The organism is Pseudomonas sp. LA5 (genome assembly GCF_028640825.1).
GTDB classification, from domain to species: Bacteria; Pseudomonadota; Gammaproteobacteria; order Pseudomonadales; family Pseudomonadaceae; genus Chryseomonas; species Chryseomonas aestiva.
Genome location: NZ_JAQYZY010000037.1, coordinates 311,481 through 336,907, shown reverse-complemented (window position 1 = coordinate 336,907; position 25,427 = coordinate 311,481). Strand labels below are relative to the sequence as shown.

The 25,427-nt window shown below is 65.3% G+C and carries 20 protein-coding genes; 11 read left to right on the top strand and 9 right to left on the bottom strand.

Annotation, left to right across the window (positions count from 1 at the left end; translation table 11 throughout):
• Nucleotides 1-47: 47 nt before the first annotated feature.
• Both PVZ72_RS13545 and PVZ72_RS13540 read right to left on the bottom strand, forming a co-directional pair.
• Complete coding sequence (locus tag PVZ72_RS13545; RefSeq protein ID WP_273862180.1) at nucleotides 48-1,193, bottom strand: mechanosensitive ion channel family protein; 1,146 nt, start codon at nucleotides 1,191-1,193, stop codon at nucleotides 48-50.
• A 495-nt stretch (nucleotides 1,194-1,688) separates the two neighbouring features.
• Nucleotides 1,689-3,704 (bottom strand): peptidase U32 family protein, encoded by a 2,016-nt coding sequence (locus PVZ72_RS13540; protein WP_273862179.1) that lies wholly within the window; start codon nucleotides 3,702-3,704, stop codon nucleotides 1,689-1,691.
• A gap of 359 nt (nucleotides 3,705-4,063) precedes the next feature.
• On the opposite strand from PVZ72_RS13540, the gene PVZ72_RS13535 reads away from it, so the two are divergent.
• A complete protein-coding gene (locus tag PVZ72_RS13535; protein ID WP_273862178.1) occupies nucleotides 4,064-5,437 on the top strand; it encodes an MFS transporter in 1,374 nt (457 codons plus the stop codon).
• 75 nt (nucleotides 5,438-5,512) lie between these two features.
• Here the strand turns inward: PVZ72_RS13535 and PVZ72_RS13530 are convergent, their stop codons facing one another.
• Nucleotides 5,513-6,412: a LysR family transcriptional regulator gene (locus tag PVZ72_RS13530; RefSeq protein WP_273862177.1), complete on the bottom strand. Its 900-nt coding sequence runs from the start codon at nucleotides 6,410-6,412 to the stop codon at nucleotides 5,513-5,515.
• A gap of 97 nt (nucleotides 6,413-6,509) precedes the next feature.
• On the opposite strand from PVZ72_RS13530, the gene PVZ72_RS13525 reads away from it, so the two are divergent.
• Both PVZ72_RS13525 and PVZ72_RS13520 read left to right on the top strand, forming a co-directional pair.
• A complete protein-coding gene (locus tag PVZ72_RS13525; protein ID WP_273862176.1) occupies nucleotides 6,510-7,130 on the top strand; it encodes an RraA family protein in 621 nt (206 codons plus the stop codon).
• A 15-nt stretch (nucleotides 7,131-7,145) separates the two neighbouring features.
• Nucleotides 7,146-8,015, top strand: coding sequence for an NAD(P)-dependent oxidoreductase (locus tag PVZ72_RS13520; RefSeq protein WP_273862175.1), 870 nt, complete (start codon nucleotides 7,146-7,148; stop codon nucleotides 8,013-8,015).
• 66 nt (nucleotides 8,016-8,081) lie between these two features.
• On the opposite strand, the gene PVZ72_RS13515 is transcribed toward PVZ72_RS13520, so the two are convergent.
• Entirely contained in the window at nucleotides 8,082-8,966 is an 885-nt protein-coding gene (locus PVZ72_RS13515; protein ID WP_273862340.1) for a LysR substrate-binding domain-containing protein, read from the bottom strand.
• A 147-nt stretch (nucleotides 8,967-9,113) separates the two neighbouring features.
• Between PVZ72_RS13515 and PVZ72_RS13510 the strand changes: the two genes are divergently transcribed.
• The 4 genes from PVZ72_RS13510 (at nucleotide 9,114) to PVZ72_RS13495 (ending at nucleotide 13,256) form a co-directional block, all read left to right on the top strand.
• Nucleotides 9,114-9,986: a transketolase gene (locus PVZ72_RS13510; RefSeq protein ID WP_273862174.1), complete on the top strand. Its 873-nt coding sequence runs from the start codon at nucleotides 9,114-9,116 to the stop codon at nucleotides 9,984-9,986.
• A gap of 1 nt (nucleotide 9,987) precedes the next feature.
• On the top strand, nucleotides 9,988-10,989 hold the full coding sequence (locus PVZ72_RS13505; protein WP_133860936.1) for a transketolase family protein: 1,002 nt from the start codon (nucleotides 9,988-9,990) through the stop codon (nucleotides 10,987-10,989).
• An 8-nt stretch (nucleotides 10,990-10,997) separates the two neighbouring features.
• Nucleotides 10,998-11,843: an NAD(P)-dependent oxidoreductase gene (locus PVZ72_RS13500; RefSeq protein WP_273862173.1), complete on the top strand. Its 846-nt coding sequence runs from the start codon at nucleotides 10,998-11,000 to the stop codon at nucleotides 11,841-11,843.
• 108 nt (nucleotides 11,844-11,951) lie between these two features.
• Nucleotides 11,952-13,256 (top strand): MFS transporter, encoded by a 1,305-nt coding sequence (locus PVZ72_RS13495; protein WP_273862172.1) that lies wholly within the window; start codon nucleotides 11,952-11,954, stop codon nucleotides 13,254-13,256.
• A 109-nt stretch (nucleotides 13,257-13,365) separates the two neighbouring features.
• On the opposite strand, the gene PVZ72_RS13490 is transcribed toward PVZ72_RS13495, so the two are convergent.
• Nucleotides 13,366-14,298 carry a LysR family transcriptional regulator gene (locus tag PVZ72_RS13490; protein WP_273862171.1) on the bottom strand — a complete coding sequence of 311 codons (933 nt, stop codon included), beginning with the start codon at nucleotides 14,296-14,298 and terminating at the stop codon, nucleotides 13,366-13,368.
• Between the two features lie 103 nt (nucleotides 14,299-14,401).
• Between PVZ72_RS13490 and PVZ72_RS13485 the strand changes: the two genes are divergently transcribed.
• On the top strand, nucleotides 14,402-15,928 hold the full coding sequence (locus PVZ72_RS13485; RefSeq protein ID WP_273862170.1) for an NADH-quinone oxidoreductase subunit L: 1,527 nt from the start codon (nucleotides 14,402-14,404) through the stop codon (nucleotides 15,926-15,928).
• The gene (locus PVZ72_RS13480) at nucleotides 15,925-18,372 is read left to right on the top strand and encodes a YbcC family protein (RefSeq protein ID WP_273862169.1); all 2,448 of its coding nucleotides are present in this window, start codon (nucleotides 15,925-15,927) and stop codon (nucleotides 18,370-18,372) included. Before PVZ72_RS13485 ends, PVZ72_RS13480 begins: the two co-directional genes overlap by 4 nt.
• Nucleotides 18,373-18,458: 86 nt before the next feature.
• Here PVZ72_RS13480 and PVZ72_RS13475 read toward each other — a convergent pair whose 3' ends face one another.
• The 4 genes from PVZ72_RS13475 to PVZ72_RS13460 form a co-directional block, all read right to left on the bottom strand.
• Nucleotides 18,459-18,875, bottom strand: a complete 417-nt coding sequence (locus PVZ72_RS13475; protein WP_273862168.1) for an NUDIX hydrolase — start codon at nucleotides 18,873-18,875, stop codon at nucleotides 18,459-18,461.
• Nucleotides 18,876-18,981: 106 nt separating this feature from the next.
• Nucleotides 18,982-19,725 carry a BPL-N domain-containing protein gene (locus PVZ72_RS13470; protein ID WP_187979553.1) on the bottom strand — a complete coding sequence of 248 codons (744 nt, stop codon included), beginning with the start codon at nucleotides 19,723-19,725 and terminating at the stop codon, nucleotides 18,982-18,984.
• Nucleotides 19,726-19,800: 75 nt separating this feature from the next.
• The gene (locus PVZ72_RS13465) at nucleotides 19,801-20,016 is read right to left on the bottom strand and encodes a hypothetical protein (RefSeq protein WP_133860929.1); all 216 of its coding nucleotides are present in this window, start codon (nucleotides 20,014-20,016) and stop codon (nucleotides 19,801-19,803) included.
• A gap of 107 nt (nucleotides 20,017-20,123) precedes the next feature.
• Entirely contained in the window at nucleotides 20,124-21,563 is a 1,440-nt protein-coding gene (locus PVZ72_RS13460; RefSeq protein WP_252977144.1) for an efflux transporter outer membrane subunit, read from the bottom strand.
• 507 nt (nucleotides 21,564-22,070) lie between these two features.
• Between PVZ72_RS13460 and PVZ72_RS13455 the strand changes: the two genes are divergently transcribed.
• Nucleotides 22,071-23,378, top strand: coding sequence for an ATP-binding protein (locus tag PVZ72_RS13455; protein ID WP_273862166.1), 1,308 nt, complete (start codon nucleotides 22,071-22,073; stop codon nucleotides 23,376-23,378).
• A gap of 84 nt (nucleotides 23,379-23,462) precedes the next feature.
• Nucleotides 23,463-25,265, top strand: coding sequence for an ABC transporter ATP-binding protein (locus PVZ72_RS13450; protein ID WP_273862164.1), 1,803 nt, complete (start codon nucleotides 23,463-23,465; stop codon nucleotides 25,263-25,265).
• Nucleotides 25,266-25,427 lie beyond the last annotated feature (162 nt).

The window sequence follows — 25,427 nt, the reverse complement described above, 5'->3', positions numbered from 1 at the left end:
GAACGCCCCGACGGCAGCGCCGGCACCCCTGGGTTCCTGGCGGAATGCTACTGGATCACTGGCCGGTGCTGGCCAACCGACTCATTCTCTTCCTGCCGATCCCGCTCGGCCATGAAGTCCCCGGGCAGGGATTCGACGTACAGGCTTCTGCTGGAGAGGGCAAAGCGCACGCCGATCTTGGCGAAGGCTTCCATCATCTCCAGATTGATCGCCTGCTGGATGTCCATGTACAGGTTGTAGCTGGCATCCAGGACGATGTAGACGACCTCGAAGTCCAGCGAGCTGTCGCCGAAGGCCAGCAGATGGGCCCGGTCGAAGCGCGTCTTGTCCTGCCGCTGAATGATGTCTTTCAGGGCGGCAGTAACCTGTCTGATCTGCTTCGGCTGGCTGGCATAGGTCAGGCCGAACTTGAAGACGATGCGACGCTCCTGCAGCTTCTTGTAGTTCTGGATGGTGCTGCCGATCATCTCGGCGTTCGCCATGACGATCTGTTCGCCGCCCAGACTTCTGATCCGGGTGGTCTTCAGGCCCACGTGCTCGACGGTGCCCGCCAGCGAGCCGACGACAATGAAGTCGCCCACCTCGAAGGGCTTGTCCACCGCGATGGAGAGGGAGGCAAACACATCACCCAGGATGTTCTGCACTGCCAGGGCGATGGCGATGCCGCCCACGCCGAGGCTGGCGACAAAGGCGGTGATGTTGACGCCGAGATTGGACAGCATCGCCAGGCCGACCACGGCCCAGAGCAGCACCTTGGCGCCCCAGAGTGACAGGGTGGCCAGGGCGCTGCCCTGGTAGACGTCGGCCTGGCTGTGCTTGACGAAGTAGTGGTGCACCGCCAGGGCCACCGCCCGGTTGGCCCACAGCCCGGCCTGCAAGGCCGCCACCACGAACCAGAGGCTGCTGACCCGCGTCAGCCAGCGCTCGGGGAGATCCAGTATCCCCACGCCGATCAGGATGGCGGCCAGCAATAGCAGGGTATTGCTGGTGCTGGAGAGCACCTGGATGGCGATATGGCTGACATGGGCACCCGGTTTCTCGGCGCGGGTCCGCAGATTTCTCAGGACGAAGCCGATGATGGTGCGGGCGAGGGTGAAGCTGAGCAGGATGATGCACAGCATGGCGAGCCAGTTGGCCAGCGAGATGCCGAGCAGACTGGTCGATAGCAGGGTGTTGAAAAATCCGAGATCCATAAAGCAGGGGGTCTTCTAGCCGGTTCAGAAATCGCCACGACTCGGCCGCGCAGGCGCGGTCGCGACTCGTTTTATCCCAGCGCGCTCTTGGTCAACTGGAACACAGGACGCCGTCCGCCGGCTCGGCCATTCAGCCAGGAAACCGCGGCAGGCATCAGCCAGGTTGGAGTCCATTGCGGCGGTGCCGTGCACTTTTTTTCCGGGTCCGGGACCGTTCGGCGCGTGCCGATCAATCGGCTATCAAGCGCGAGCGCCTCTGGCCCGGTGGTTGCGGCGGCCGGTGCCAAGTTGACAAAAAGTGGGCTCGCCCACCCTCGACGGCAGGTGCTAAAGAAAAGGGACAGGCGGGAGGATCGAGCGCCGGTCGCGCTCAGGGAAGCAGCAAGTGGCGGCCCGACCGGGTGACCGACAGCGTTCCGGCCGGCTGGGCCCCCGGGGGTGATTACCTGGTGTGCGAGACCTTGGTGCAGATCAGTCCCGAGCGCCTTGCCGGGCTCAGTGACTGTATCCGGTCGGGTTGTTGCGGATGGTCTTGAGCAGGTCTTCCGGGCTGATGCTGGCCAGTGCCTTGGCCGCGGCCTGGCTGCCCGGCAGCGGCAGGTCGAGGATATGGCCCTTCATCTTGCCCACCACATGCATCTCGCAAGGCTTGCAGTCGAACTTCAGGGTTAGCACCTCGTCGCCGTGGACCAGTTGCATGGGCGCGACCTTGGTGCGCACGCCGGTGACGCCCTTGGCCTGCTTGGGGCAGAGGTTGAAGGAGAAGCGCAGGCAGTGCTTGGTGATCATCACCGGCACCTCGCCAGGCTCTTCGTGGGCCTCGTAGGCGGCGTCGATCAGTTGCACGCCATGGCGGTGGTAGAAGTCGCGGGCCTTCTGGTTGTAGACGTTGTAGAGAAACGACAGGTGCGACTCGGGATACACCGGCGGCGGACTGGTCTCGGCCTTGCGGCGGCCGCGTGGGTAGGCGGCGATGCGCGCCGCGGTCAGCTGCTCGATGGCCTCGCGGCGCAACGCCTTGAGTTGCGAATTGGGTACGAAGAAGGCCTGGGGGGCATCCAGGGTCACGTTCAGCGCGTGGTACTCGGTGGTGCCCAGCTGGGTCAGCAGATCGCGCAGACCCTCCAGCGCCTGCTCCGGCTTGTTGGCCATGCCGAAGGGACCGTCCAGGGCAACGATGACGCTCACGCCTTCCTCGCTGATGGCGGTCAGCTGCAATCGCTGCTCGCGCAGCTCGGCCTGCCAGCGCACGCCGATGCGGCGCTCGGCGCTGGTCTTGAGCAGGGCCTGCTGCCAGTTGTGGTCAAGGTTGCGCGACAGCGGATGATTCGGTCGCAGGCGGAACAGCCCCTCGGGCATCTCGTTGGGTTCGACGCGATAGCGATAGCGCTTCGCCCCGTCTTCTTCGAATTCACCTTTCAGTTCGGCAACGTTGGCGCGGAAGCCCACCACCTCGCGCTTGACCAGCACGTTAAGCCCGTCGCCGTTGGACAGCGGCTCTTCGGTCACGGCGATGAAGTCGCGCTTGCTGACCTTTTCCACCTGCCCCACCGGCAGCCCGGTAAAGGTCGGCGAGTCGAAGGCGCCGATGTCCACCTTGCGGTCGGTGACGAAGTAGTCGGTGCTGCCGCGGTGGAAGGTCTTGTCCGGATCGGGCACGAAGAAGTGCGCCGTGCGGCCGCTGGAGGCGCGCGCCAGGTCGGTGCGGTCTTCGAGGATCTCGTCGAGCAACTGGCGGTAGTAGGCGGTGATGTTCTTCACGTAGCCCATGTCCTTGTAGCGCCCCTCGATCTTGAAGGAGCGCACGCCGGCCTCGACCAGGGCACGCAGGTTGGCGCTCTGGTTGTTGTCCTTCATCGACAGCAGGTGCTTCTCGAAGGCCACCACCCGACCCTGGTCGTCCTTCAGGGTGTAGGGCAGGCGGCAGGCCTGGGAGCAGTCGCCCCGGTTGGCGCTGCGGCCGGTCTGGGCATGGGAGATGTTGCACTGGCCGGAGAAGGCCACGCACAGGGCGCCATGGATGAAGAATTCGACGGCCGCGTCGGTCTCGGCGGCGATGGCCGCGATCTCCTGCAGATTCAGCTCGCGCGCCAGCACCAGCTGGGAAAAGCCGGCCTGATCGAGAAACTTGGCCCGCGCCAGGGTGCGGATGTCGGTCTGGGTGCTGGCATGCAGCTCGATCGGCGGGATGTCCAGTTCCAGCACGCCCAAATCCTGCACGATCAGCGCATCCACGCCGGCGTCGTACAGCTGGTGGATCAGCTTGCGCGCCGGCTCCAGCTCGTCGTCATGCAGGATGGTGTTGATGGTGGTGAACACGCGCGCGTGATAGCGCCGGGCGAATGTCACCAGCTCGGCGATCTCGCTGACCTCGTTGCAGGCATTGTGCCGCGCCCCGAAGCTCGGCCCGCCAATGTAGATGGCATCGGCCCCATGCAGGATGGCCTCTCGCGCGATACCGACATCGCGGGCCGGGCTGAGCAATTCCAGATGGTGCTTGGGCAGGGACATGGCAGTTCTTCTCGATCAGGCGTGGCACGGCAAGGCGCGCATTGTAGCGGGCGAGGGGGAGGAGGGCACGCCCGGGGTGCTGGGTGGTTGACGGCAGTCCATCAACTGGAAAGAGGATCTACAGACTCGTCTGCCGATTAAGGGTTATCCGTGTTTCCGGCCGGCATCCCGGTGGGGGGAGCGCAGCGGGGCAGACGGAGTTGCGGCTGCCAGGGGCTCAAGCACCGACATTCCACCGGATATGGCGTAAGCGCATTCCAAAGGAGAATGAATGCCTGTTCCTCTTTATCGCTTTTTTCCATTAATGGGTCGTCGTAAAACCTCCGTCACCTTTAATAAACATAAAAATCGGAGGACTCATGACCGAATCCCTGGCTTCAAAGCCGGCGCCGGCAGTAGCGGAACGGTCAGCGCTACAGACGCGGTCCAGGACCCGCTATCGCTGGGTGGTACTGGCGGTCATCGTGGTCGTGTACATGCTCGCTGCAGCCGACCGGGCCAATATCGGCATCGCCCTGCCCTATATCCAGAAGGAGTTCGGCGCGACCAATGCCGAGGTGGGTCTGCTGGTCAGTGCCTTCTTCCTGTTCTACTCGCTGGGTCAGATACCGGCAGGCTTCCTGCTGAGCAAGGTCAGCGTACGCGTGGTCGCTCCCGCAGCGATTGGGCTGACGTCGCTGGTGACGCTGCTGATCGGCACCTCCCACAGCATCGGCATGCTCAAGCTCTATCGCTCGGCCCTGGGCGTGGCAGAAGCTGCCTTGCCGCTGTCGATGCTGAGCACCATCAACCGCTGGTTTCCGCCGCGGGAAAAGGGCACGGCTACCGGGGCGTTCCTGTCCGCCGCGAAGATGGGTGCGGTGATCGCACCGCCACTGGGGGCGGCGCTGATTCTGCTCGATGGCTGGCGCACCATGTTCATTGCCTTCGCCCTGCCAGGCGTGCTGCTGGCCTTGCTCTGGTGGTGGCTCGTCCCCAATGACCCGCGGGCCTGCAAGCAGGTCAGTGACGCCGAAGCCGAGCACATCGAGGACCAGACGACTGCGCACAGCGAGTCGGTCCGTAAGCACCGGGATTTCGGCAGGCTCGACCGCGCGCTGCGCTATGAGCGCACCCCCGTCCTGGATACGTCCCGCTCCGTGTTCAGATCCTGGAACATCTGGGGGTGTGGTCTGGGCTACCTGCTCATGACCGGTGTGGTGAACGTGCTCCTGGCCTGGCTCCCCAAGTACCTGGGTGAGGTGAAGCACTTCGAACTGATGCAGGTCGGCTTCGTGGCGTCCTTGCCCTTCGTTGGCGGGGTGCTTGGCAATATCGTCGGCGGCTGGCTGTCGGATCGAATCCTGGACCGCCGTCGCAAACCGACCATGATGATCAGCGCGGTAGCGACCTGCGTGATGATGGTCGCGCTGGTTTACGCGCCCAATGGGCTGCTCGCGGTCGGTCTGTTGCTGTTCGGTACCGGCTTTCTGCTCAATATCGGCTACTCGTCGTTCTCGGTCTATTCGATGGGACTGACGACCAGAACGACCTATCCGGTGGCTGCATCCGTGGTCAACAGCGCGGGTCAGGCAGGGGGTGCCATGGCGCCGCTGATCACCGGCTTCCTGCTGGACAGCTACAGCTGGACGGCAGTGTTCATCTTCCTCGGCGTCTGCTCCCTGGCCGCGCTGGCCTTCGTGCTGACCATTTCCGAGCCGGCTACCGCGCCTGTCGGCGAGTCGGGTGCCTAGCGGGTCGAGTAGCCCGGCAAGGTCTTGACCATTGCCCCGCGAAAGTTACGCGCGGGGCGATGCAGCGGTCCCTGACTAACGCTGCAACTGTTTCGTGAAGTCGCAGAGTTGCGTCGCCAGCGTGGCAATCTCGGCGACGAAGGTCGAGGGCCGGTCGTTGCGGTACATCGCCATGTAGGGAACCGGTGGCAGCTCGGGATCGGTCTCGACGATGACGAGCTTGCCTTCGTCCACCAGCGGGCAGAAACACTCGCGCGGCAGATAGGTGACGCCCAGGCCCGCCGAGGCCAGGCCGAGCATGGCGGTAAGGCTGTCGGAGGAGAGGATCCTCGGTAGCTCTATGCCGCGTGCATGCAGCCAGCGGTTCACGAACAGGCCGGACCCTGACTTCTTGCCCTGCATCAGCATGGGATACTTGGCCAGCTCGGCCAGGCTCACCACGCCTGAACTCCGCACCAGTCCCGGCGCAGCCATCCAGGCATTCTCCACGGTCGCCAGGGGCACGCTGGTGACCTCGGGGGCCGTGAAGGTGTCCGGGATCACGATGAGGTCGACCAGGTCGTCCATCAGCCGCTCGTGCAGGTTGCGACTCATGTCGACCTCGGGTTCCACGGTCAGCCCGGGGAAGTCCGCGACCAGTCGCGTGACCAGGCGCGGTAGCCAGGTCCAGGCGGTGAGTTCGGTAACGCCCAGTCGCAGGCGGCGGGTGGTGACGTGCTTGCCATCCTTGAGCGAGGTGATGCGTTCGTTCAGATCGAGCATCTCCCGCGCGATGACCAGCAGCTCCTCGCCCTCGGCGGTGAAGCGGGCACCCCGCTGCGAGCGATCGAACAATTGCAGGCCGGTGGAGGACTCCAGCTCCTGCACCCGTTTCGAGATGGCCGACTGGGTGGTGTTGAGGTGTTCCGCAGCCCTTTCGAAGGTACCCAGACGTTCGATCCAGTGCAGCGCCAGCAATTGCCGTAGCGTGACCATTGGCATTCCTTCAGGGCATGAGTGGTCATACCTTAATATCGCTTTTTCTATTTGGCCACCGGCCTATCCTCGACGTCATCCAACAAGAGGAGCCCCCATGAACGTCATCGCTTCCCGTCCGACCGCGCTGGTCGAAGCCTTCGCCCGCACCTCCACCTCGATCATCAGCGACTGTCTCGACCGGCTTCCAGGCGCTCGGCTGCGACCCTTCCACCGGATCGAAGGCACCATGGCGGGCCTTGCGCTCACCGTCAGAGTACCGGCCGGCGACAATCGGGCGATCCACCAGGCGCTGGAGCTCCTCGTCCCTGGCCAGGTGCTGGTGGTCGATGGCGGCGGCGACCTGAGTCGCGCCCTGATGGGCGACATCATGGCGGCTATCGCGGAAAAGCGCGGTGCCGCGGGGGTCGTCGTCGATGGGGCGATCCGCGACCTGGCGACGATCAGCAAGGGCAGCTTTCCCATCTTTGCGCGTGGGGGCTATCACCGGGGTCCCTACAAGAACGGCCCGGGCGAGATCAACGTGCCGGTGAGCATTGGCGACATGATCGTGTCACCAGGAGACCTCGTCGTGGGTGACCATGACGGCATTGTCGCCTTTCCCATCGCCCAGGCGGCGGAGTTGCTCGACCGTTGTCTGGCGACCGAGCGCAAGGAAGCGGAGATGCTCGCGCAGATTGCCGCTGGAACCTACCGGGGCGCCTACGCGGCCCATTGATTACGGAAGAAGCAAATGAAGCTAGCGATTATCGGCGCAGGCGAAGTGGGTCTTACCTATGCGCACCCCTGGGTGGCCGCGGGCCACGAGATCCTCTTGTGTGACCTCAGGCCCTCACCCAGAGCCCAGGCCTTCGCGAAAGAACATGATCTGGCACTCGTCACCTCGATAGAGGACGCGGTGGCCGCTTGTGACGTCGTCGTCTCCTGCGTTTTCGGCACCGTCTCGCTCCCGGTCGCCGAGCAGGCGCTTGCCCTTATGCAGGCGGGTGCGCTGTTCATCGACATGACCACCGCGGATCCGGAGCAGATCAGGCGAGCCGCGGCCATCGCGGCCGAGCGCTCGATCCCCTATGTGGACGTGGCCATCCTGGGGGCCATCGCGTTGACGCACGCGAAGACCAACCTGCTGGGCGCCGGCATCGGCCTGGAGCGCGCTGTTGCGCTCTTCGCCGAAGCCGGTGCACCGCTCAAGCCGGTCGAGGGAGGCGCCGCGGGCGATGCGGCCGCCCTGAAAATCCTGCGCAGCGTGTTCACCAAGGGCCTGGAAGCCCTGACCATCGAGTGCTTCATGGCGGCCGAGAAGCAGGGCGTCACGGAACAGCTCCACGATGCTCTGGGCGATATCGACCAGGCTTCGCTCAGGGACTTTCTCGGCGCCCTGATCAGGACGCATGTCGTCCACGCTCCGCGCCGTCTCAAGGAAGTGGAAGAGGCCGAACGCCAACTGCGGGCTGCCGAGCTGCCGGTGGCGGTGCTGCCCGGGGTCAGGGAAGTGTTTGCACGGACAGCCGCTCAGCTCGCACACGAGCCTGTCGACACGGCATCGCCGACTCTCGACCAGGCCTTTGCCTGGCTGTTCAAGGCCAATGGCGTGGTGAGGTAGCGGTGCAGCGCCGAGCGAAGCTCATCGCTCGGCGCTCTTGCCGACCTAGGCGAGCCTTATGCCGGGTCAACGAACACCCAACTCATCCAGCAGCCATTTCTTGAAGACTTCCGCCGCTTCTTTGCGGGTCCGGCTCTTGGGGTAGGCGAGAAAGTGGCCTACGTACTGGATGTCGTGGGTCAGGCTGCGCAAGGGGGCTACCAGGCGACCCTCCTGCAGTTCCCGTTCGGCCAGCAGCGTGGATTCCAGGACCACGCCCATGCCATTGACCGCGGCGGCAATCGCCATGGCACTGCGGTCGAAGCGCAGAGCATAGTGGTGGGCGGGGAGCAGGTGGTTGGCCTCGAACCAGCCCTTCCACTGCAGCATCTGCACATCGCACTGGATCAGGGTGTGCTGGTGCAGGTCTTGCGGCGCCTTGATGGCTGCGGCCAGCGTGGGGCTGCAAAGCGGGGTGAGGTGCTCGACGGCCAGGGGCACGTGTTCGCAGAAATCCTGCCGCGGTTCGCCATAGACGATGTCGAGGTCGAAGTCGTCATTCTCGAAGCGTGCATAGTCGGTACTCGCCGAGAAGCGCAGATCGATGTGGGGATGTTTGTTCACGAAATCCGGCAGCCTGGGCAATAGCCACTGGGTCGCGAAGCTGGGCGCGGTGTGCAGCCGTAGCGGCGGCGGTTCATCCGTCTGAATGAGCGAAAGTCCTCGATGCATCTCGCCCAGCCCGCGCTGAACGTGTTCGAGCAACAGGCGGCCCTTGATGGTGAGGCGGACTTCGCGCGTGCTGCGTTCGAACAGCGTGAGTTCGATGCTTTCCTCGAGTTTGCGAACGGAGTGGCTGACCGCGCTGGAGGTGATGCCCAGCTCCTGGGAGGCCATGGCAAAGGATTCGGTTCTGCCAGCGGCTTCGAAGACTCTGAAGGTCGTCAAGGGCACGCGTCTAAGCCGATTCATGCGTGAGCTGAATTCATCCATTGCTGTTAAAAACTCCTTTGTCGGTCGTGTTTTTTCGATGTTAGCTTGGTTTTCAGGCCACTCGCCGTGCTCAGCATGAATTCTAAGCACCTGTCGTGAGTGGATCTGCACATCGAGGAATCCATAATGACAATAAGATCTGTAGCCACTGCTCCGGCAGTGGAGCCGCTCGAGCGTCTGGCCTATCACGCCTGGCGCATCCGCCGTTTTGCCTTGCGTATGGGTGAAGTCCAGGGCCAGGGTTATGTGGGCCAGGCCCTCGGTTGGGCTGACGTCCTGGCCGTTGCCTATTGCCACGCCATGGATCTCGACCCCAGCGATCCTGAGTGGGAGGGTCGAGATCGGTTTCTGCTCTCCCATGGCCATTACGCGATAGCGCTCTATGCCGCCTTGCTGGAGGCGCAGGTGATTCCCGAAAGTGAGCTGGAGAGCTATGGCGCGGATGACAGTCGGCTGCCGATGTCGGGAATGGCCACCTACACGCCAGGCATGGAGATCTCCGGTGGATCGCTTGGCCAAGGGTTGGCGATTGGAGTTGGCATGGCGCTGGGACTGCGGCTGAAGAACAACCCGGCGAGGGTCTTCAACTCCATGTCCGATGGGGAACTCGACGAAGGAGCGACCTGGGAGGCCGCAATGTCGGCTGCGCACCATGGGTTGAGTAATCTCATTGCCCTGGTGGACTTGAACAGACAGCAGGCTGACGGCGATTCGAACGACATCCTTGGATTCGAACCGCTGGTGGACAAGTGGCAGGCCTTCGGCTGGCACGTCCAGCGCGTGGACGGCAATGATCTGGCCGCCGTGCTCGCGGCGTTCGATAGCGCCATGGCGCTGACCGAGTCCAAGCCCCGGGTCATCCTGTTCGACACCCTGATGGGCAAGGGCGTGGACTTTCTCGAAGCTCGGGAAAAGAACCACTTCATTCGCGTCGAGCCCCATGAATGGCAGCAGGCGCTCGAAGTGCTCGATCGCCACTACCAGCAGGGAGCGCAGTGACATGAGCGTCGATACTCTCAAAAAGCCACGTCTCACCACCTCGGCGATGATCGCCTCGATTGCCAGCGAGGGGCAGCGTACCGAGGCGGCGCCCTTCGGACAGGCGCTCATCGCGGCAGCCGCACGGGATTCGCGTATCGTCGGGATGACCGCAGATCTTTCCAAGTACACGGATCTGCACATCTTCGCCCGGGAGTTTCCCGAGCGTTACCTGCAGATGGGCATGGCGGAGCAGCTCTTGATGGCAGCGGCTGGTGGTCTGGCGAAGGAAGGCCTGGTGCCGTTCGCCACGACCTACGCGGTATTCGCCACCCGCCGGGCGTATGACTTCATCCATCAGGTCATCGCCGAAGAGCATCTGAACGTCAAGATCTGCGCGGCCCTGCCGGGGCTTACCACCGGGTATGGCCCGAGCCACCAGGCCACCGACGATCTTGCGCTGATGCGCGCGATACCCGGTCTGACCGTGGTCGATCCCTGCGACGCGCTGGATACCACCCAGGCGGTCGCGGCCATCGCCGCTCACCAGGGGCCGGTCTACATGCGCCTGCTGCGGGGCAAGGTGCCGATGGTCCTGGACCAATACGACTACCAGTTCGAGCTGGGCAAGGCCAAGTTGCTGCGTGACGGGCGCGATGTGCTGATCGTGTCCAGCGGCATCATGACCATGCGGGCGCTGGAAGTCGCTGAAGCCATGGCGGATGGCAGTGCCGACGTAGCGGTGTTGCATGTACCCACCATCAAGCCGCTGGATGAGGCCACCCTCATCGAGCAATGCCGCCGGAGTGGACGGCTGGTCATAGTGGCCGAGAATCACAGCACCGTGGGTGGCTTGAGCGAGGCGGTCGCGCTGACGTTGTTGCGCGCCCGCGTGCACCCGGAGTTTCGGCAGATCGCCCTCCCTGATCAATTCCTCGACGCCGGCGCCTTGCCGACACTGCACGATCGCTACGGCATTTCTACGGCCGCCATGGTCGCCCGCATTCAGAGCTGGTTGGGTTAGGAGGCAGTATGAACGTAGCTTTCGTAGGGCTGGGCGCCATCGGCTTGCCCATGGCGGTACAGATTCAGCGCGCCGGGCACCGCATCATCGGCATCGAACTGTCGGAGGCGTCGCGTGAGCGGGCGGCAGCGGAAGGGCTGGAAGCGGTCGCCGAGTGGCAGGCGCTGATCGATGCCGACGTCGTGGTAGTGATGGTGGCAACGCCAGCGCAGTTGGCCTCCCTCGTCAGCCAGTGCAGTGGGCTGCGTTCCGACCAGCACTGGATAATCATGAGCACCGTGGGACCGGCGTCCGTCCGTGAGCAGGCGAGCCGTCTTCAGGCGCTAGGTGTTCAGGTCGTGGATGCACCGGTCACCGGCGGAGTAGCCCGCGCCCTTACTGGAAGCCTGCTGATCTTCGCCTCGGGGGCGCCTGCAGCGGTAGCCCGTTGCGAGCCGGTCTTGCAGGCAATGGGCGAGGTCAAGACTGCCGGCGTCCAGGTGGGCGATGGCCAGGCGATCAAGGTGGTCAACCAGCACCTGTGCTCCGTGCACCTGGTGGCGGCCGCCGAGGCGCTGAGTCTGGCACGCGCCCTGGGACTGCAGCCGGAGCAGGTGCTGGCACTGGTCGAGAAGGGCGCAGGCGGCTCCTGGATGCTTAGCGACCGGGGCCCGCGCATGCTGGAAGGCACGGACACCCGTGTGACCAGCATGGTGGACATCTTCGTGAAAGACAGTGGGCTGGTAGCCGAGGCCGCCCAGGCCTGCCAGGCCGCGGTACCGCTGCTCGACACCGCCCATGTCCGTTTCCAGGCAGCGGCCGCCGCGGGACTTGGTCAGCGGGATGACAGTCGCGTCATCGAGACTTGGCGCTAGCGCCGACGGTTCACCGTTTCTCGGCCTCACCACCAGAGGCAGACACCTGCCTCATTACAACAACAATAGGTAGCGGAGTTATCCATGCACCCTTCAGATAGCAAGGCCATGCCGGCTCGGGACAGTGCCGGAAAAGTGTCTTTCGCCTCCATGATCGGATCGGCGGTGGAGAGCTATGACTTCTTCATCTACGGGACGGCCGCTGCCGGTTGGTTCGGCAGCGTGTTCTTCCATACGACCGAACCCATCGTCGGCATCCTAGCGGCCTTCGCCACCATGGCGGTGGGCTTCTTCATGCGACCCCTAGGGGGTTACCTGGCCGGCCACTACGGAGACCGCATCGGACGCAAGGCCATTCTGCTCTGGTCGCTCCTCGCCATGGGCGGTGCCACGGTTTTGATCGGCGCCCTGCCGACCTACGAGCAGGCCGGGCTGGTCGCGCCGTTGCTGCTGATCCTGCTCCGGATGATCCAGGGAATCGGCTTCGGTGCCGAGTGGGGCGGGGCGGTGCTGATGGCCTGCGAGCATGCCCCGCCGCACCGGAGAGGCTTCTTTGGCGCCGTACCGCAGATCGGTATTCCGCTGGGCCTGTTGATGGCCAATGGCGCCTTCCTGGCATCCGGCGCGCTGTTCGAGGGCGACTGGGTCTGGCGTGCGCCGTTCCTGGCGTCGGTGGTGATGGTCGGCGTGGGCATGTACATCCGCATGGGGGTCAGCGAATCCCCGGAATTCGAAAAGATGAAGGCGGAGAACAAGCTGGTGAAACAGCCAGCGCTCGAAGTTATCCGCAGCGACTGGAGAAAGATCCTGCAGATCATCGGCCTGCGGCTCGCCGAGACCGGGGGCTACTACCTGGCGACCAGCTTCATGCTCTCCTACGTCTTGCTAGCGGGGGTCGCGACCAAGGAAAACGTGCTCTGGGGGACCATGATCGGGTCGGCACTCGGCCTGCTCAGCCACCTGCTGTTTGGTGCCCTGAGCGATCGGATCGGGCGCAAGCCGGTGTTCCTGCTGGGATCGCTGTTCACCATTGCATTCGGCATACCCCTGTTCCTGCTGATCAACAGTGGAGTCTTCGTCATGGTAATCGTGGCAGTGGCGCTGTCCCTGCTGCTTAGTCACGATCCGATCTTCGCCGTCGAAGCCAGCTGGTTCACCGAGCAATTCCCGCCCAATGTGCGTACCTCGGGTATTTCCCTGGGCTACAACGGGGCCTCCATGATCGCAGGCCTGCTGCCGTTCCTCGCGACCGGGCTGTTCGCGGTGGTGGGCTGGATGGGACCTGCGCTCCTGTTCAGTTCGCTTGGCGTCATTTCCACCTTCTGTGCGCTGCGAATGCCGGAAACGGCGCCTGCGGTCGCCAATACCAAACGGCAGTCGGTACTGGCACCGCGGCCCGTCACGCTGGGCTGATGCCGGGCTTGCGAGCGCGACGGCGTCGCGCATGAGGCAGGGCTTCAACGCCCAATGCGGCTAGTGCTTCCGCTTTGCACAGCTGACTGACTCCGCCGCAATGGCGGGGTCAGGCAGGGTCTCCTGGCGCAGCTTCCAGCGGCTCCGGCGCCAAGACGGCATCCGTCACCGCCGCCCGCCCCAGCAACTCCTCCAGAATACTCAGGCGAAATTGCCGCTGCAGCGTCACCGCATAGAAGCGTTCGGCGATCTCGGGGACTTCGGCGTAGAGCTGCAGGGCGCCGCTGCGCAGTTCGTCCTGCACCACCACGGCGGGCAGCAGGGCCAGGTCGCCGGAGTCGCGGGCCAGCAGACGCAGCAGGGCCATGTCGTCGACCTCGGCGCAGATGCGCGGCGTCAGCCCCTGGCCGCTGCAATAGACGTCGAACTGGCTGCGCACGTCGCTGCTGCGCCCGGGCACGATCAGGCGGGCCTGTTGCAGGTCCCGGTGGAGGTCGAAGGGGCGACTGTCCTGGCGCGGCGGGCCGATCAGGCACACCGGCTGGCGATGGAGCAGGCGGCATTGCCAGGTGCGCTGGCTGTCGGCGCTCACCGCCTGGTTGGTCAGCACCACGTCCAGCTTGTGCAGGGCCAGGCGCTCCAGTAATTCGTCCACGCTGCCGGATTCGAGGGTCAGCACCAGGTCTTCACGACCGAGGAAGGGGCGCAGCAGGTTTTCCTGGAAGTTGCGCGAGAGGGTCGCCACGGAGCCGATGCGCAGTGTCTGGTTGGCTTCCTGGGTGTTCTGCAAGGTGTCCTGCAACTCGCTGCCCAGGGCGAAGATCGTGTCGGCGTAGTCCAGCACCAGCTGCCCTGCTTCGGTCAGCCGCAGGCTCCGTCCGGAGCGGATGAACAGGGGATGGCCAAGCTGGTCTTCCAGCACGCGGATCTGGGTGGAGAGGGCGGACTGGGAGACATGCAGCGCCTCGGCGGCGCGGGTGAGATTGCCTTCCTTGGCGACGGCCCAGAAGTAGTGCAGGTGATGGAAATTGAGTCGGCGCATGCTTCGTTCTTCAAAAGTGAACGTTAGGTTCTGATCAATCTATTTTAAATAATTCGTACACATCCGGACACTGTCGCTATCTGGTGTTCATGGAGTGTGCACGATGTCTGGCCTGCTGTTTTCCCTCGCCCCACTATTGCCCTGGGTCTATGCCCTGGCGCTGTTGCCCGCGGTGTTCCTCGCTTCACCGAGCCAACTCTGGATACCTGCGCGGGTCGCGGGTTATCTGGGTGTCTTGCTGGTGCTGGCGGCCTGGCTACAGGCGCTCGTCGGCACCCAGGATCCTGATCGCCTCGGCCTGGCGATGGCCGGAATCATCAGCCTGCTGGCGCTGGTGATCATCGAGTATTCCCGGCGCTATCTGGAGGGGGAAGCAGGGCAGCGGCGCTACGTGCTCGCCCTGCTGGCCACCCTGGCGGCGGTGGCGACGGTGGTCACCAGCGGTAACCTGCTGTTGATTACCGGGGCCTGGATCCTCTCCAGCCTGTGCCTGCACCAGCTGCTGACCTTCTACCGCGAGCGCCCGCAGGCCGTCGTCGCGGCCCACAAGAAATTCCTCGCCAGCCGCCTCGCCGATGTCAGCCTGCTGCTGGCGACCCTGCTGCTGGTGCAGGCCGGCGGTAGCAGCCAGCTCGCGCTGATCCTTGCCGCCGTGAACGCCCAGGTGCAGGCGGGGGGTGCGCTCGGTTGGGAGCTGCAGGGCGCGGCGCTGCTGCTGGCGCTGACGGTGATCCTGAAATCGGCCCAGTTGCCGGTGCATGGCTGGCTGATCCAGGTGATGGAGGCTCCCACGCCGGTCTCGGCCCTGCTGCATGCCGGGGTGGTCAACCTGGGCGGCTTCGTGCTGCTGCGCTTCGCACCGCTGTTTTCCGCCGCGGTTCCGGCGCAGAGCCTGCTGGTGCTGGTCGGCGGCCTGACCGCGGTCCTCGCGGCCCTGGTGATGATGACCCGGATCAGCATCAAGGTCCGCCTGGCCTGGTCGACCTGCGCGCAGATGGGCCTGATGCTGCTGGAATGCGGGCTGGGGTTGTACGAACTGGCGCTGGTGCACCTGCTGGCCCACTCGCTCTACAAGGCCCATGCCTTCCTGGCCGCGGGTGAAACGGTCGCCCACGCCCGCCAGCATGCCCTGCAGCCGCAGGCCGCGGCGCTCGACCCGGGCGGGCTGTTGCGCGCACTGCTGGTGGCCGCGCTGATGCTGGCGCTGCTGCAAGGGCTTTGCGCCTGGCTGCTGCCCGGTCATGCGTTGCCCCTGGTGGCCCTGACGCTGCTGGCGATCGGCCTGGCGCCCTGGATCCTGCGCCGCGACCAGCCAGCCCATGGCTTGCTCATGTTCGGCCTGCTGCTCGGCGCTTACCTGCTGTGGCATCAGGCGGCCGGCTGGATCCTCGGCCAGCACCTCGCTGCGGCGCCGCTGCCGCTGGCCCTGGTGGCGATGGTCATGCTGGTCGGGCTCTACCTGCTGCAGGGCCTGCTGCTGGCCCGGCCGCGCGGCGCCCTGGCGCAACGGCTCTACCCGCTGGCCTTTGCCGGCTTCTACCTGGATGAGCACTTCACCCGCCTGACCTTTCGCCTGTGGCCGGCGCGTGTGCCCCAGCCCCTGAGCGCAACCCTTGGAGACCGCCCATGACTGCCTTCGAAACGCTTTCCAGCCCCAAGCACCAGGCGCTGCACGAGGCGGCCCGCCAGGCCTGCGCGCGCATCGCGCCGACCTGGCCGCTGGATCGCATGATCGCCGTCAACCCGCTGTGGGAGCGGCGCGATCAGGCCTGGCAGAGCGTGGCCGCGCAGCTCTGGCAGCGCGCCGGCAGCCGCCTGACCCTGGACGCCGCCGACTATCGCCAGGCCTGGCAGGACGGTCGCATCGCCGAGCGCCATCTGCAGCAGGCGCTGGCCGAGCAGGGGGAATCCTGCAAGCCGGTAAGGCTGCTGGAGGTACTGGACGCCCCCGTGGAGGTCGGCCACGGTCTGCCGCTGCTGGAAGACTTGGCAGAGCCGGGGATCCCGCTTCCGGGCTGGCCGGCGCTGATCACCCACCAGATCGGTCAGAGCTGCGCTGCCTGGTTCGATCACGAGCAGGCGGATTGGCGTCCGGCAGAGGGTGGCGGGCTCTATCAGACCTGGCGCGCCAGCCTGCTGGCCGACCAGGGCCTGAGCGTCCTCAGTGGCTGCCGGGATCTGCATCAGCGGATCGCAGCGTTGCCGGCGCAACCCGAAGCGGCCCTGGAGGCAGCGGTCGAACACCTGGGACTGCCAGCGCCAGAATGGGCGGCCTGGTTCGACTGCCTGCTGCTGCGCAATTTGGGCTGGGCCTCCTGGTGCGCCTATCGGCGCTGGCAGGCCCGGCTGCAGGGCGAGGACGACCAGACGTTGCTGGAGCTGCTGGCTATCCGCGCGGCCTGGGAATGGCTGGTGGATGATCGCCGGCGCGATGCCGAGAGCCGCTGGAACATTTGGCGGGCGGCCTGGGAGAAGGGCTTGCAGCGGATGCCTTCGGCCAACTGGCAGGCCCTGCAGCTCTGGCAGCGCGCGGACGAGCTGGCCTGGCAGGAACACCTGCAGCAGGCGCTGTGCCAGAGCATCCCGGCAGCCTTGCCACCGGCGCCGCTGGCCAAGCTGTTCTTCTGTATCGACGTACGTTCCGAGCCCCTCAGGCGCGCCCTGGAGCAAACGTGTCCGGCACTGGAAACTGGCGGTTTCGCCGGCTTCTTCGGGCTGCCCATCGCCTATACGCCGCTGGGTACCGATGCCACGCGCCCGCAGTTGCCGGGCCTGCTCGCGCCGCAGCTGCAGGTCAGTGACGGCAGTGGCGATGCCACGCGGGATCGGCAGCTGGCACAGCTGCGTCAGGGGCGCCTGGCACGGCAGGGCCGCTGGCGGCTGTTCGAGCGGCTGCCGGCCTCGACCTTCACCCTGGTGGAAAGCGTCGGGCTGGGCTACGCCGGGGCGCTGCTGGGACGGACCTATGGCCTGGCCGGTGGCGCGCCTTCGCCTGAACTCAGCGCCTGGCGCCGTCAGGAACGGCAACAGCTGCAACCACAGCTACCGGCGATGTCCCGGCTGCAGCAGGTCGACCTGGCCGAGCGCATTCTCAGGGCCATGGGGCTCAACGGGCCGGTGCCGTCCCTGTTGGTGCTGCTCGGCCACGGCAGCCAGAGCGCCAATAATCCTCAGGCAGCGGGTCTGGACTGCGGTGCCTGCTGTGGCCAGAGCGGCGAGATCAATGCGCGGCTACTTGCCGGCCTGCTCAACGAACCCGAGGTGCGTGACGGGCTGCGGGTGCGCGGCCTCGACCTGCCGCCGCACTCCCAGGTGCTGGCCGGGCTGCACAACACCACGACGGATGAGGTCCGGGTCTTCGGGTACGAGGGGCTTCCCGCAGAGCTCCAGCCCGGCTGGCAGCGCCTGCAGCTGGCGCTGGACAGCGCCAGCGCCGAGGTGCGGCGGCAGCGGGCTGGCAAACTGGGCCTGGCACCGCTGCCGGAACAGCCGGACAGATTGCTCGGGCAGCTGCGCCGGCGCGCTCGGGACTGGGCGCAGACCCGGCCGGAATGGGGCCTCGCCGGCAATGCCGCCTTCATCGCCGCGCCGCGGGCGCGCACCCGCGCGGTGGACCTGGAGGGTCGCGTCTTCCTGCACGACTACGACTGGCGGCAAGACCGGGAGGGCAGGGTGCTGGAGCTGATCATGACGGCGCCCATGGTGGTGGCGCACTGGATCAACCTGCAGTACTTCACCTCGACCACCGACAACCTGCGCTTTGGCAGCGGCAACAAGTTGCTGCACAACGTGGTGGGCGGCCATATCGGCGTGTTCGAAGGCAACGGCGGCGACCTGCGCATCGGGCTGGCGCGTCAGTCGCTGCACGACGGCCAGCAGTGGATGCATCGTCCGCTACGGTTGCACGTGGTGATCGAGGCGCCGCGCGCGATGATCGATCAGGTGATCGCCAACCAGTCCGTAGTGCGCGATCTGGTGCGCAACGGCTGGTTGCACCTGCTGCGTCTGGATGGCCTGCCGGCTTGCCTCGAGGTGTGTACGGGCGGGGGATGGCGGCCCTTGCCCAAGGTCTGACGCTGGCCGGGCCNCGCCCGATGCTTCAGGCGGCCTGGCCCGGCCTGGCAAAGCTGAAATTCGGGGCCAAGGCGCAGGGCTGCTCGCTAAGGGTGCATCAGTCGCCTCCCCAGCAGTGGAAGAATCACGTCGCGGGTCAGGGGCGCCAGCGGCAGATCGCCGGGTTCGTCTACGGCTACCCACACCGCCTCTTCGATTTCGGCGGCAGGCACCGCCTGGACTTCCGCGCCCATGGCTACCTGATACAGCGCGCAATCGACCCTGAAACCGGGTTCATTGGCGGCCGGCGCCTGGTAGTTGCCGAGAAAGGTCGCAGCCTCTGTCGTGATGACCAGGCCAAGCTCTTCCTCCAGCTCGCGGATCAGCGCCTCCAGGGGTTGCTCCCCCGGGTCTACCTTGCCGCCCGGTTGCATGAAGGCGGTGGTGCCCCGCTTGCGCACCAGCAGCACCTGCTGGCGGTCGTTCAGGAGGATGGCGGCGGCGATGTGCAGGGTAGGGGTCAAGGTGAGCGTCCCGATCGAGTGGGCGGATCACCGTGCCGGGAGACGGACAGAAAGGCAACTGTTGGCAATCCTGGCTCAGCCTGCCCGTGAGGGCCTGTGGTGGCTGTCAGAAGTCGAGGGCATCGAACAGGGTCCTGAACGGCTCGCCTCTGGGAAACCGGCTCATGGACAGGTGCGCCTCCTGAAACCAGGACTCATCGGCTTCGGGATGGGGGCCGCTCAAGACCACGACGCCTGCGCCAAACCGGTAGCGCGCCGCAGCGATGTCACCATTGCCATAGCTGGCGATCACGCGAAAACCGTCGCCCGATCCAGACGGTAGATAGGGGCCATCTTGGAAGAACACCTGATCTTCACGACCGCCCCACCTCAGGAGCACCACGCTGTCGTCTATGGAGGTGACCGGAAAGCCCGGGCGGCCAACCTCCGAATCCAGCTCGGCATCGAGCAGGCCGAGATTGTCGGCATCCGCGAGGTAGGCGCCCATGCAGATTCCGAGATACTGACCGCCCTGGGCGACATAGGCGCGTATGGCAGCGATCCTGTCCTTGCCCAGACTGGCCAGGGCGGCCGGTATGTCCTGACCACCCCCCGGCTGGACGTAGGCTTCGTAGCGCTGCAGGTTTGCGCTGGAAACATCCAGGCGTTCGTCCGGGCCGAGGAAATCAACCTGGTAGGCCGACCCAAGCCGTTCGATGGCATCCTTTACCGCCTCGGCACAACCCTCGTACGTGGCCGGACCTCTATAGATGGCGATCCGTATCACGTCGGCCTCGTCGAGGTCGACCAGGCCGAGCACGGTGGACAGGCAGGCCAGCAGCAAAATCATCGAGACGCTGAAGGAGCGCATGGCCAAGGCTCGTGAAATGTCCTGGGAGCGGAGACGTATTCCCGTGGATCGACGCAAGGAAAGGTCGCGTCGGTCTCAGAGATCGGTATGCAGTGAATAGCCATTGAAGCCGGCGGCAAACAACATGGCGCCCCAGAGAAAGAAGTCGGTTTGCAGGAACTCGCGCTTTATCGAAACCAGCTTGATGCCGTTGTTCAAGGAGACGGTAGGGTCTATGAGCCACCCCACGAGTACGGCCGCCACGCCCAGTATCATGGCGATGAAGCCGATGCTTTTTACGACGTGCCTCACTAGCGTCTCCTCTTGTGTGCGCGCGCTCGGTGGATGGCGCCTGTGAATCAGGATATCGATCGGTAGAACGGCCCGTGTAAAACCTCATGAAGGCCGGTAAACAAGTGTTAACGCGAGGCCATGGGCGACGGGGTCGCAGCGGGTGGAGCGGGAAGATCCGCTTCGCCGCTCCGCTCCCATTCGCCGCCCAGTGCCCGGAACAGGTCGACGTGGGCGATCATCAGCTGCAGCCGGATTTCGATCAGGGCGTTATCGGCCTGGTAGAGGCTGCGCTGGCTGTCGAGCAGATTCAGGTAGTTGTCGAGCCCCTGCCGATAGCGCTCGCTCGCCAGCTCGACACTGCGCGCGGTGATGTCATGCAGGCGCTGCTGGGCCGCGAGCTGCCGTCTCAGGGGCGCCTCGGCGACGAGTTGATCGGCCACCTCGCGAAAGGCGACCTGGATGCTCTTCTCGTAGCGAGCGATATCCTGATCGCGCCGCACCTCCGCCAGGTCCAGGTTGGCGCGGTTACGACCGCCGTCGAATAGCGGTACCTGCAATTGGGGGACGAAGCTCCACACCTGATTGCCGGGGTTGAACAGGCCGTTCAGGTCGGAACTCAGGTAGCCGGCGCTGGCCGTCAGGGTGATGCGCGGGAAGAAGGCAGCCCGAGCGGCGCCGATGTTGGCGTTGGCCGCCCGCAGGCGGTATTCGGCCGCGCGAATGTCCGGACGGCGTTGCAGCAGGTCAGAGGGCAAGCCCGCCGGGACGGGCAGGTCGAGACCCTGGCGCGCGAGCGGCAAGGGCGCGGGCAGGTCGCCGCGCGGCTCTCCGCCGAGCAGCAGGCGCAGGCTGTTGTCCGCCTGTGCCCGATTCCGTTCCAGGACGGCGAGATCGGCTTCGGTGGTCTCTAGCGCCGTTTGAGCCTGGGCCAGGTCCAGCGCCGAACTCACCCCGGCGGCATGGCGCTGTTCCATCAGGGCGAGGCCTCGCTGGCGACTTTCCAGAGTGCTGCGACTCACGAGCAGTCTCTCATCCAGGGCGCGCTGATTCAGATAGGCCGTCGCCACCTCGGCGATCAGTGACAGCTCCACCGCGCTGCGCGTATCGCGTTGGGCCAGGTACTCGTCCAGGGCCGCATCGCGCAGATTCCCCAGCCGGCCGAACAGATCGAGTTCGTAGGCATTCGTACCCAACCCGACGCTGTATCTGTTGGCCGTCTGGCTGCCGCTTCGCTGCTGATCGGTGCGCGAGGCGCTATCCAGGCTCCCGGTCCGTTCCCGCGTCCGGCTGGCGGTGGCACCCAGTTCGAACATGAGGTCGGCACGGCTGATGCGATAGCGGGCGCGCGCTTCCTGGATATCCAGCGCGACCAGCCGCAGATCCCGATTTCCGTCCAGGGCCTGATCGATCAAGGCGTGCAGGTGCGGATCGGCGAACAGGCTTTGGCGGTGAGGCGACAGGTCCGCGGACGCCGTCAGCACGGGATAGCGCTCCGGGACCGGCGGCTGCGGTCGTTCATGGCGGGGTGCCAGGGAGCAACCCGCGAGCAGGACACTCAGGGCCATGACGGTCACTCCTGTCATGACGAGCCTGCCTGCCGCGGGCCGTTTGCCCAGGGACAGGGATGGGCAGCGGGGCCGAGCCAAGGTGCGTGATGGCATCTGGATCCGCTTTTTTCCGGGTTGGCAGGAAGGGAAGAGTGGGTAGTGGAACATCGGACGTCCTCGTGGAGAACGCCATGGTAGAGGGCCCGCCTGGGCGGCCTTGTAAAGGTCTGTAGGTCTCTTGTGAAAGAGTGTTAAGGGCTGACCTTGAGGGCTTGGCGCTCCGTTATGCTCGCCGCCTCCTTGTCCCGGGACCTATCTGTGAAACTCTTTTTCAGCGTCGAAAACGTCATCACCCCTGCCGCGCCGGTGGCCACCGACCAGCGTCGCCGATACGCGTTCGTGACCTTGCCTGGCCCGCGCCAGGAAGGCGCGGGCCACGGCTCGTGCTGGCCGTCGTTCAGGCTGGCAAAACGGTCCGGATGTGACCCGCAGGGACGACCGCGCCGCGGCGTCGAGTCCTGCTAGATGCTCAAGATCCTGATAAGGCTCTATTGCGTGCTGCTGGTGACCTATGGCGCAGCCAGCTATCTGGTCCCGGAAGCCCTGCAGCAGATGTTCAGTGATCGCTATAGCCGCGTCAGTCTGGAGCAGATGAATGGCCCGCTGAAGCTGGTGGAGCGGACCTTCGTGGAAACGCCATTCGCCCACTGGCCGGCGCTGCTGGCTGAGCTGAACGCCGACATCGCGCCCGTCACCTTGCAACTGGGGCTGCAGAGCGATCCCCAGTTGACGAGCGCCGAGCGCCACCGTCTGGCCAAAGGCGAACGGCGCGTCCGCCTGACCGACGATGGCGATCCCAGCGTGGCCCTGATCCCCCTGCAGGGCGGGCACGTCCTCTGGGTCGGCTTCGCCGAGGTTCCGACCGACATAGCCCTGACCTATTGGGCCATGAACGCCCTGATCGGTGCGGCGCTGCTCATCTGTCTGTATGTCTGGCTGCGGCCGCACTGGCGTGATCTGGAGCGGCTCAGGCGCACGGCGGCGCGCCTGGGCAAGGGGCATCTGCAGGAGCGTACCGCGATCTCGCCGCGCTCGGACATCGGCCAGCTGGCGCGGGCCTTCGATGACATGGCCCAGGATCTCGAAACCCTGATTGTCCAGCAGCGCGACCTGCTCAATGCGGTCTCCCATGAGCTGCGCACGCCACTGTCCCGTCTGGAATTCGGCCTGGCCCTAATGCAGGCCGACCCGCTGCCCGCTGAAACACAGCGACAGCTGGAGCAGCAGATTCGCCACGTGCGCGAACTGGATGCGCTGGTGAACGAGCTGCTTTCCTACGCCCGCCTGCAGTCCAGTCAGCAGGCACCCGAGCGTCAGGCGCTCAAGCTCGGTGCCTTCTTGGACAGTGTCCTGGCGGATTTCAGCGAGGAACAGGAACGGCGTGGCGTCACTCTGAGCCTGGACATGGCCGCTGCGCCCGAGCAAGCCCTCTTGGCACCTAGACTCACGGCGCGCGCGTTGCAGAACCTGATTGGCAATGCTCTGCGCGATTGCCAGCGAGGGGTCTGGCTGACCGTTGGCCGCGACGCCGACACCCTGCTGATCACCGTCGAGGACGATGGCGAGGGTATTCCGCCGGGCGAGCGGGAGCGGGTGTTCGAGCCCTTCTATCGCCTGGATCGCAGTCGGGATCGCGCCACCGGCGGCTTTGGCCTGGGGCTGTCGATCAGCCGTCGCGCCATAGAGAAGCAGGGCGGGCAGCTGGCGCTGGCGCAAAGCGAAAGAGGCGGTGCGCGCTTCGACATCCGGCTGACCGACGCCCTCGTGTCCTGACCAGCAGCAGCTCAAGGCCTCCTTGGCACCCGATGACGCGGACCTGAGTCCGTTCCTTCCTCTGACCGACCTGAAAGCAAACAAATGTCCAGTTCCTCTTCTTCCCCACGATCGCCGGCTGAAACCGAGACCCTCGACGACTATGGTGACCTGGCCAGGCGTCATGTCACCTTCGCGCGGATTCTCGAACTACTGGCTCCGCACCGGGCCGCACTGGTGCTGGTGGTGTTGCTGATCGCGGTCGCCGGGATCAGCGGCGTGACCAGTCCCTTCCTGATCCGCAGCATCGTCGACGATGCCTTGCCGGCGAAGGACCTGACGCTGCTGGTCTATCTGGCCGCCGGTCTGGTCGGGGTGGCGCTGTTCAATGCCATCGCCAACCTGACCCAGACCTATGTCGCGATTCGGGTGGGCCAGAGCGTCATGCACGACCTGCGGACCCGCCTGTACGGCCACCTGCAAAACCTCTCGCTGGCGTTTTTCGCCGGTACCCGCGCGGGCGAAGTGCAGGCGCGCCTGTCCAGCGACATCGCCGGTCTGCAGACGCTGTTGACCCACTCCGCCACGGATCTGGCGAAGCACCTGAGCGTCGTGGCGGCGACCCTGGTGGCGATGCTGCTGCTGGACTGGCGCCTGGCGGGTGTCTCCTTCGCCGTCATTCCCTTGCTGGTCTGGATCAATGGCCGCGTCGCCCAGCTGCGGGAGCGGGTGACCTACCGGCAACAGGAGCAGGTGGCGGACCTTTCCGCCAACATCGCCGAGTCCCTGTCGGCCGGCGGCATCATCCTGTCGCGTACCCTGGGCCGCGTGCACTATCTCGTGCAGCGCTTTCAGCGTGACTCCGCGCAGCTGGCGCGCCTGGAAACCCAGGCCAGCACGGCGGGACAATGGGAATTCGCGCTCGTCTTCCTGGCGCTGGATCTGCTGCCGGCGCTGACCTTCCTGGGCGGCGGTCTGTTCATCGGCCTGGGGCTGCAGGTGTCCATTGGCACCCTGGTGGCCTTTATCGCCTTGCAGGAGCAATTGCTCTGGCCGCTGCTGGAGATCTTTGAGACGCGGATCGAATTCGCCAAGGGACGCGCCTTGCTGGCGCGGGTGTTCAGCTATCTGGATACGCCGGCGACGGTCGTCGAGGCGAGCTCACCGACGACTCTTGCGCGGCAGGATTTCCAGCAGGGCATCCGTTTCGAGAACGTCAGCTTCGCCTATGGCGACCGCGCCGTACTCAAGGATCTGACGTTCGAGATACCGGCCGGAAAGCACACGGCGCTGGTCGGCCCCACCGGCTCTGGCAAGACCACCATCTCCTATCTCCTCGCGCGCCTGTACGACGCCGATCAGGGGTGTATCCGCTACGACGGCATCGATAGCCGCGAGCTGAGCTTCGCGACGCTGGCCAGCCTGGTCGGCATCGTGACCCAGGATACATTCCTGCTCAACGCCAGCATCGAGGCCAACCTGCGCTTCGCCAGGCCCGACGCGAGCGAGGCGGAACTCTGGTGGGCGCTGGAAAGGGCGCAACTGGATGCCACGGTGCGCAGGCTTCCCGAGGGGCTGGGGGCCGGGGTCGGTGACCGGGGTTATCAGCTGTCCGGTGGCGAGCGCCAGCGTCTGTCCCTGGCGCGTATGCTGCTGCGTGATCCACCGATCATTCTCCTGGATGAAGCGACCAGCGCCCTGGACAGCAGCACCCAGGCGGCGATGGCCGCGGCCCTGGCCTCGCTGGAGGGGCCGCGGACCCTGATTTCGATCGCCCATCGCCTCAGCACCGTCAGGCAGGCGGATCGGATTCTGGTCATCCAGGCCGGGCAACTGGTGGAGCAGGGCACCCATGAAGAGTTGATGAAACAGGGTGGGCTCTATGCGGTCATGGCGCGCAATGCCTAGCACTCGCGGCAGCTACCGCTCCGCCACCCACGCCAACATGGCGTGGCACCCTCGGGATACACTGGAAGTACCTTGCTGTGACAGCAACGACGGTAAAGACAAGGACTTTCATAGTGCGCCACTGATGGTGTCCAGGGGCGACCCGAGTCACTATGAGGCATC

Bases quoted from the DNA above. Each gene is read 5' to 3' on its own strand.
- PVZ72_RS13545 (WP_273862180.1), bottom strand. From the start codon at position 1,193: ATGGATCTCGGATTTTTCAACACCCTGCTATCGACCAGTCTGCTCGGC.
- PVZ72_RS13540 (WP_273862179.1), bottom strand. From the start codon at position 3,704: ATGTCCCTGCCCAAGCACCATCTGGAATTGCTCAGCCCGGCCCGCGAT.
- PVZ72_RS13535 (WP_273862178.1), top strand. From the start codon at position 4,064: ATGACCGAATCCCTGGCTTCAAAGCCGGCGCCGGCAGTAGCGGAACGG.
- PVZ72_RS13530 (WP_273862177.1), bottom strand. From the start codon at position 6,412: ATGGTCACGCTACGGCAATTGCTGGCGCTGCACTGGATCGAACGTCTG.
- PVZ72_RS13525 (WP_273862176.1), top strand. From the start codon at position 6,510: ATGAACGTCATCGCTTCCCGTCCGACCGCGCTGGTCGAAGCCTTCGCC.
- PVZ72_RS13520 (WP_273862175.1), top strand. From the start codon at position 7,146: ATGAAGCTAGCGATTATCGGCGCAGGCGAAGTGGGTCTTACCTATGCG.
- PVZ72_RS13515 (WP_273862340.1), bottom strand. From the start codon at position 8,966: ATGAATCGGCTTAGACGCGTGCCCTTGACGACCTTCAGAGTCTTCGAA.
- PVZ72_RS13510 (WP_273862174.1), top strand. From the start codon at position 9,114: ATGACAATAAGATCTGTAGCCACTGCTCCGGCAGTGGAGCCGCTCGAG.
- PVZ72_RS13505 (WP_133860936.1), top strand. From the start codon at position 9,988: ATGAGCGTCGATACTCTCAAAAAGCCACGTCTCACCACCTCGGCGATG.
- PVZ72_RS13500 (WP_273862173.1), top strand. From the start codon at position 10,998: ATGAACGTAGCTTTCGTAGGGCTGGGCGCCATCGGCTTGCCCATGGCG.
- PVZ72_RS13495 (WP_273862172.1), top strand. From the start codon at position 11,952: ATGCCGGCTCGGGACAGTGCCGGAAAAGTGTCTTTCGCCTCCATGATC.
- PVZ72_RS13490 (WP_273862171.1), bottom strand. From the start codon at position 14,298: ATGCGCCGACTCAATTTCCATCACCTGCACTACTTCTGGGCCGTCGCC.
- PVZ72_RS13485 (WP_273862170.1), top strand. From the start codon at position 14,402: ATGTCTGGCCTGCTGTTTTCCCTCGCCCCACTATTGCCCTGGGTCTAT.
- PVZ72_RS13480 (WP_273862169.1), top strand. From the start codon at position 15,925: ATGACTGCCTTCGAAACGCTTTCCAGCCCCAAGCACCAGGCGCTGCAC.
- PVZ72_RS13470 (WP_187979553.1), bottom strand. From the start codon at position 19,725: ATGCGCTCCTTCAGCGTCTCGATGATTTTGCTGCTGGCCTGCCTGTCC.
- PVZ72_RS13460 (WP_252977144.1), bottom strand. From the start codon at position 21,563: ATGGCCCTGAGTGTCCTGCTCGCGGGTTGCTCCCTGGCACCCCGCCAT.
- PVZ72_RS13455 (WP_273862166.1), top strand. From the start codon at position 22,071: ATGCTCAAGATCCTGATAAGGCTCTATTGCGTGCTGCTGGTGACCTAT.
- PVZ72_RS13450 (WP_273862164.1), top strand. From the start codon at position 23,463: ATGTCCAGTTCCTCTTCTTCCCCACGATCGCCGGCTGAAACCGAGACC.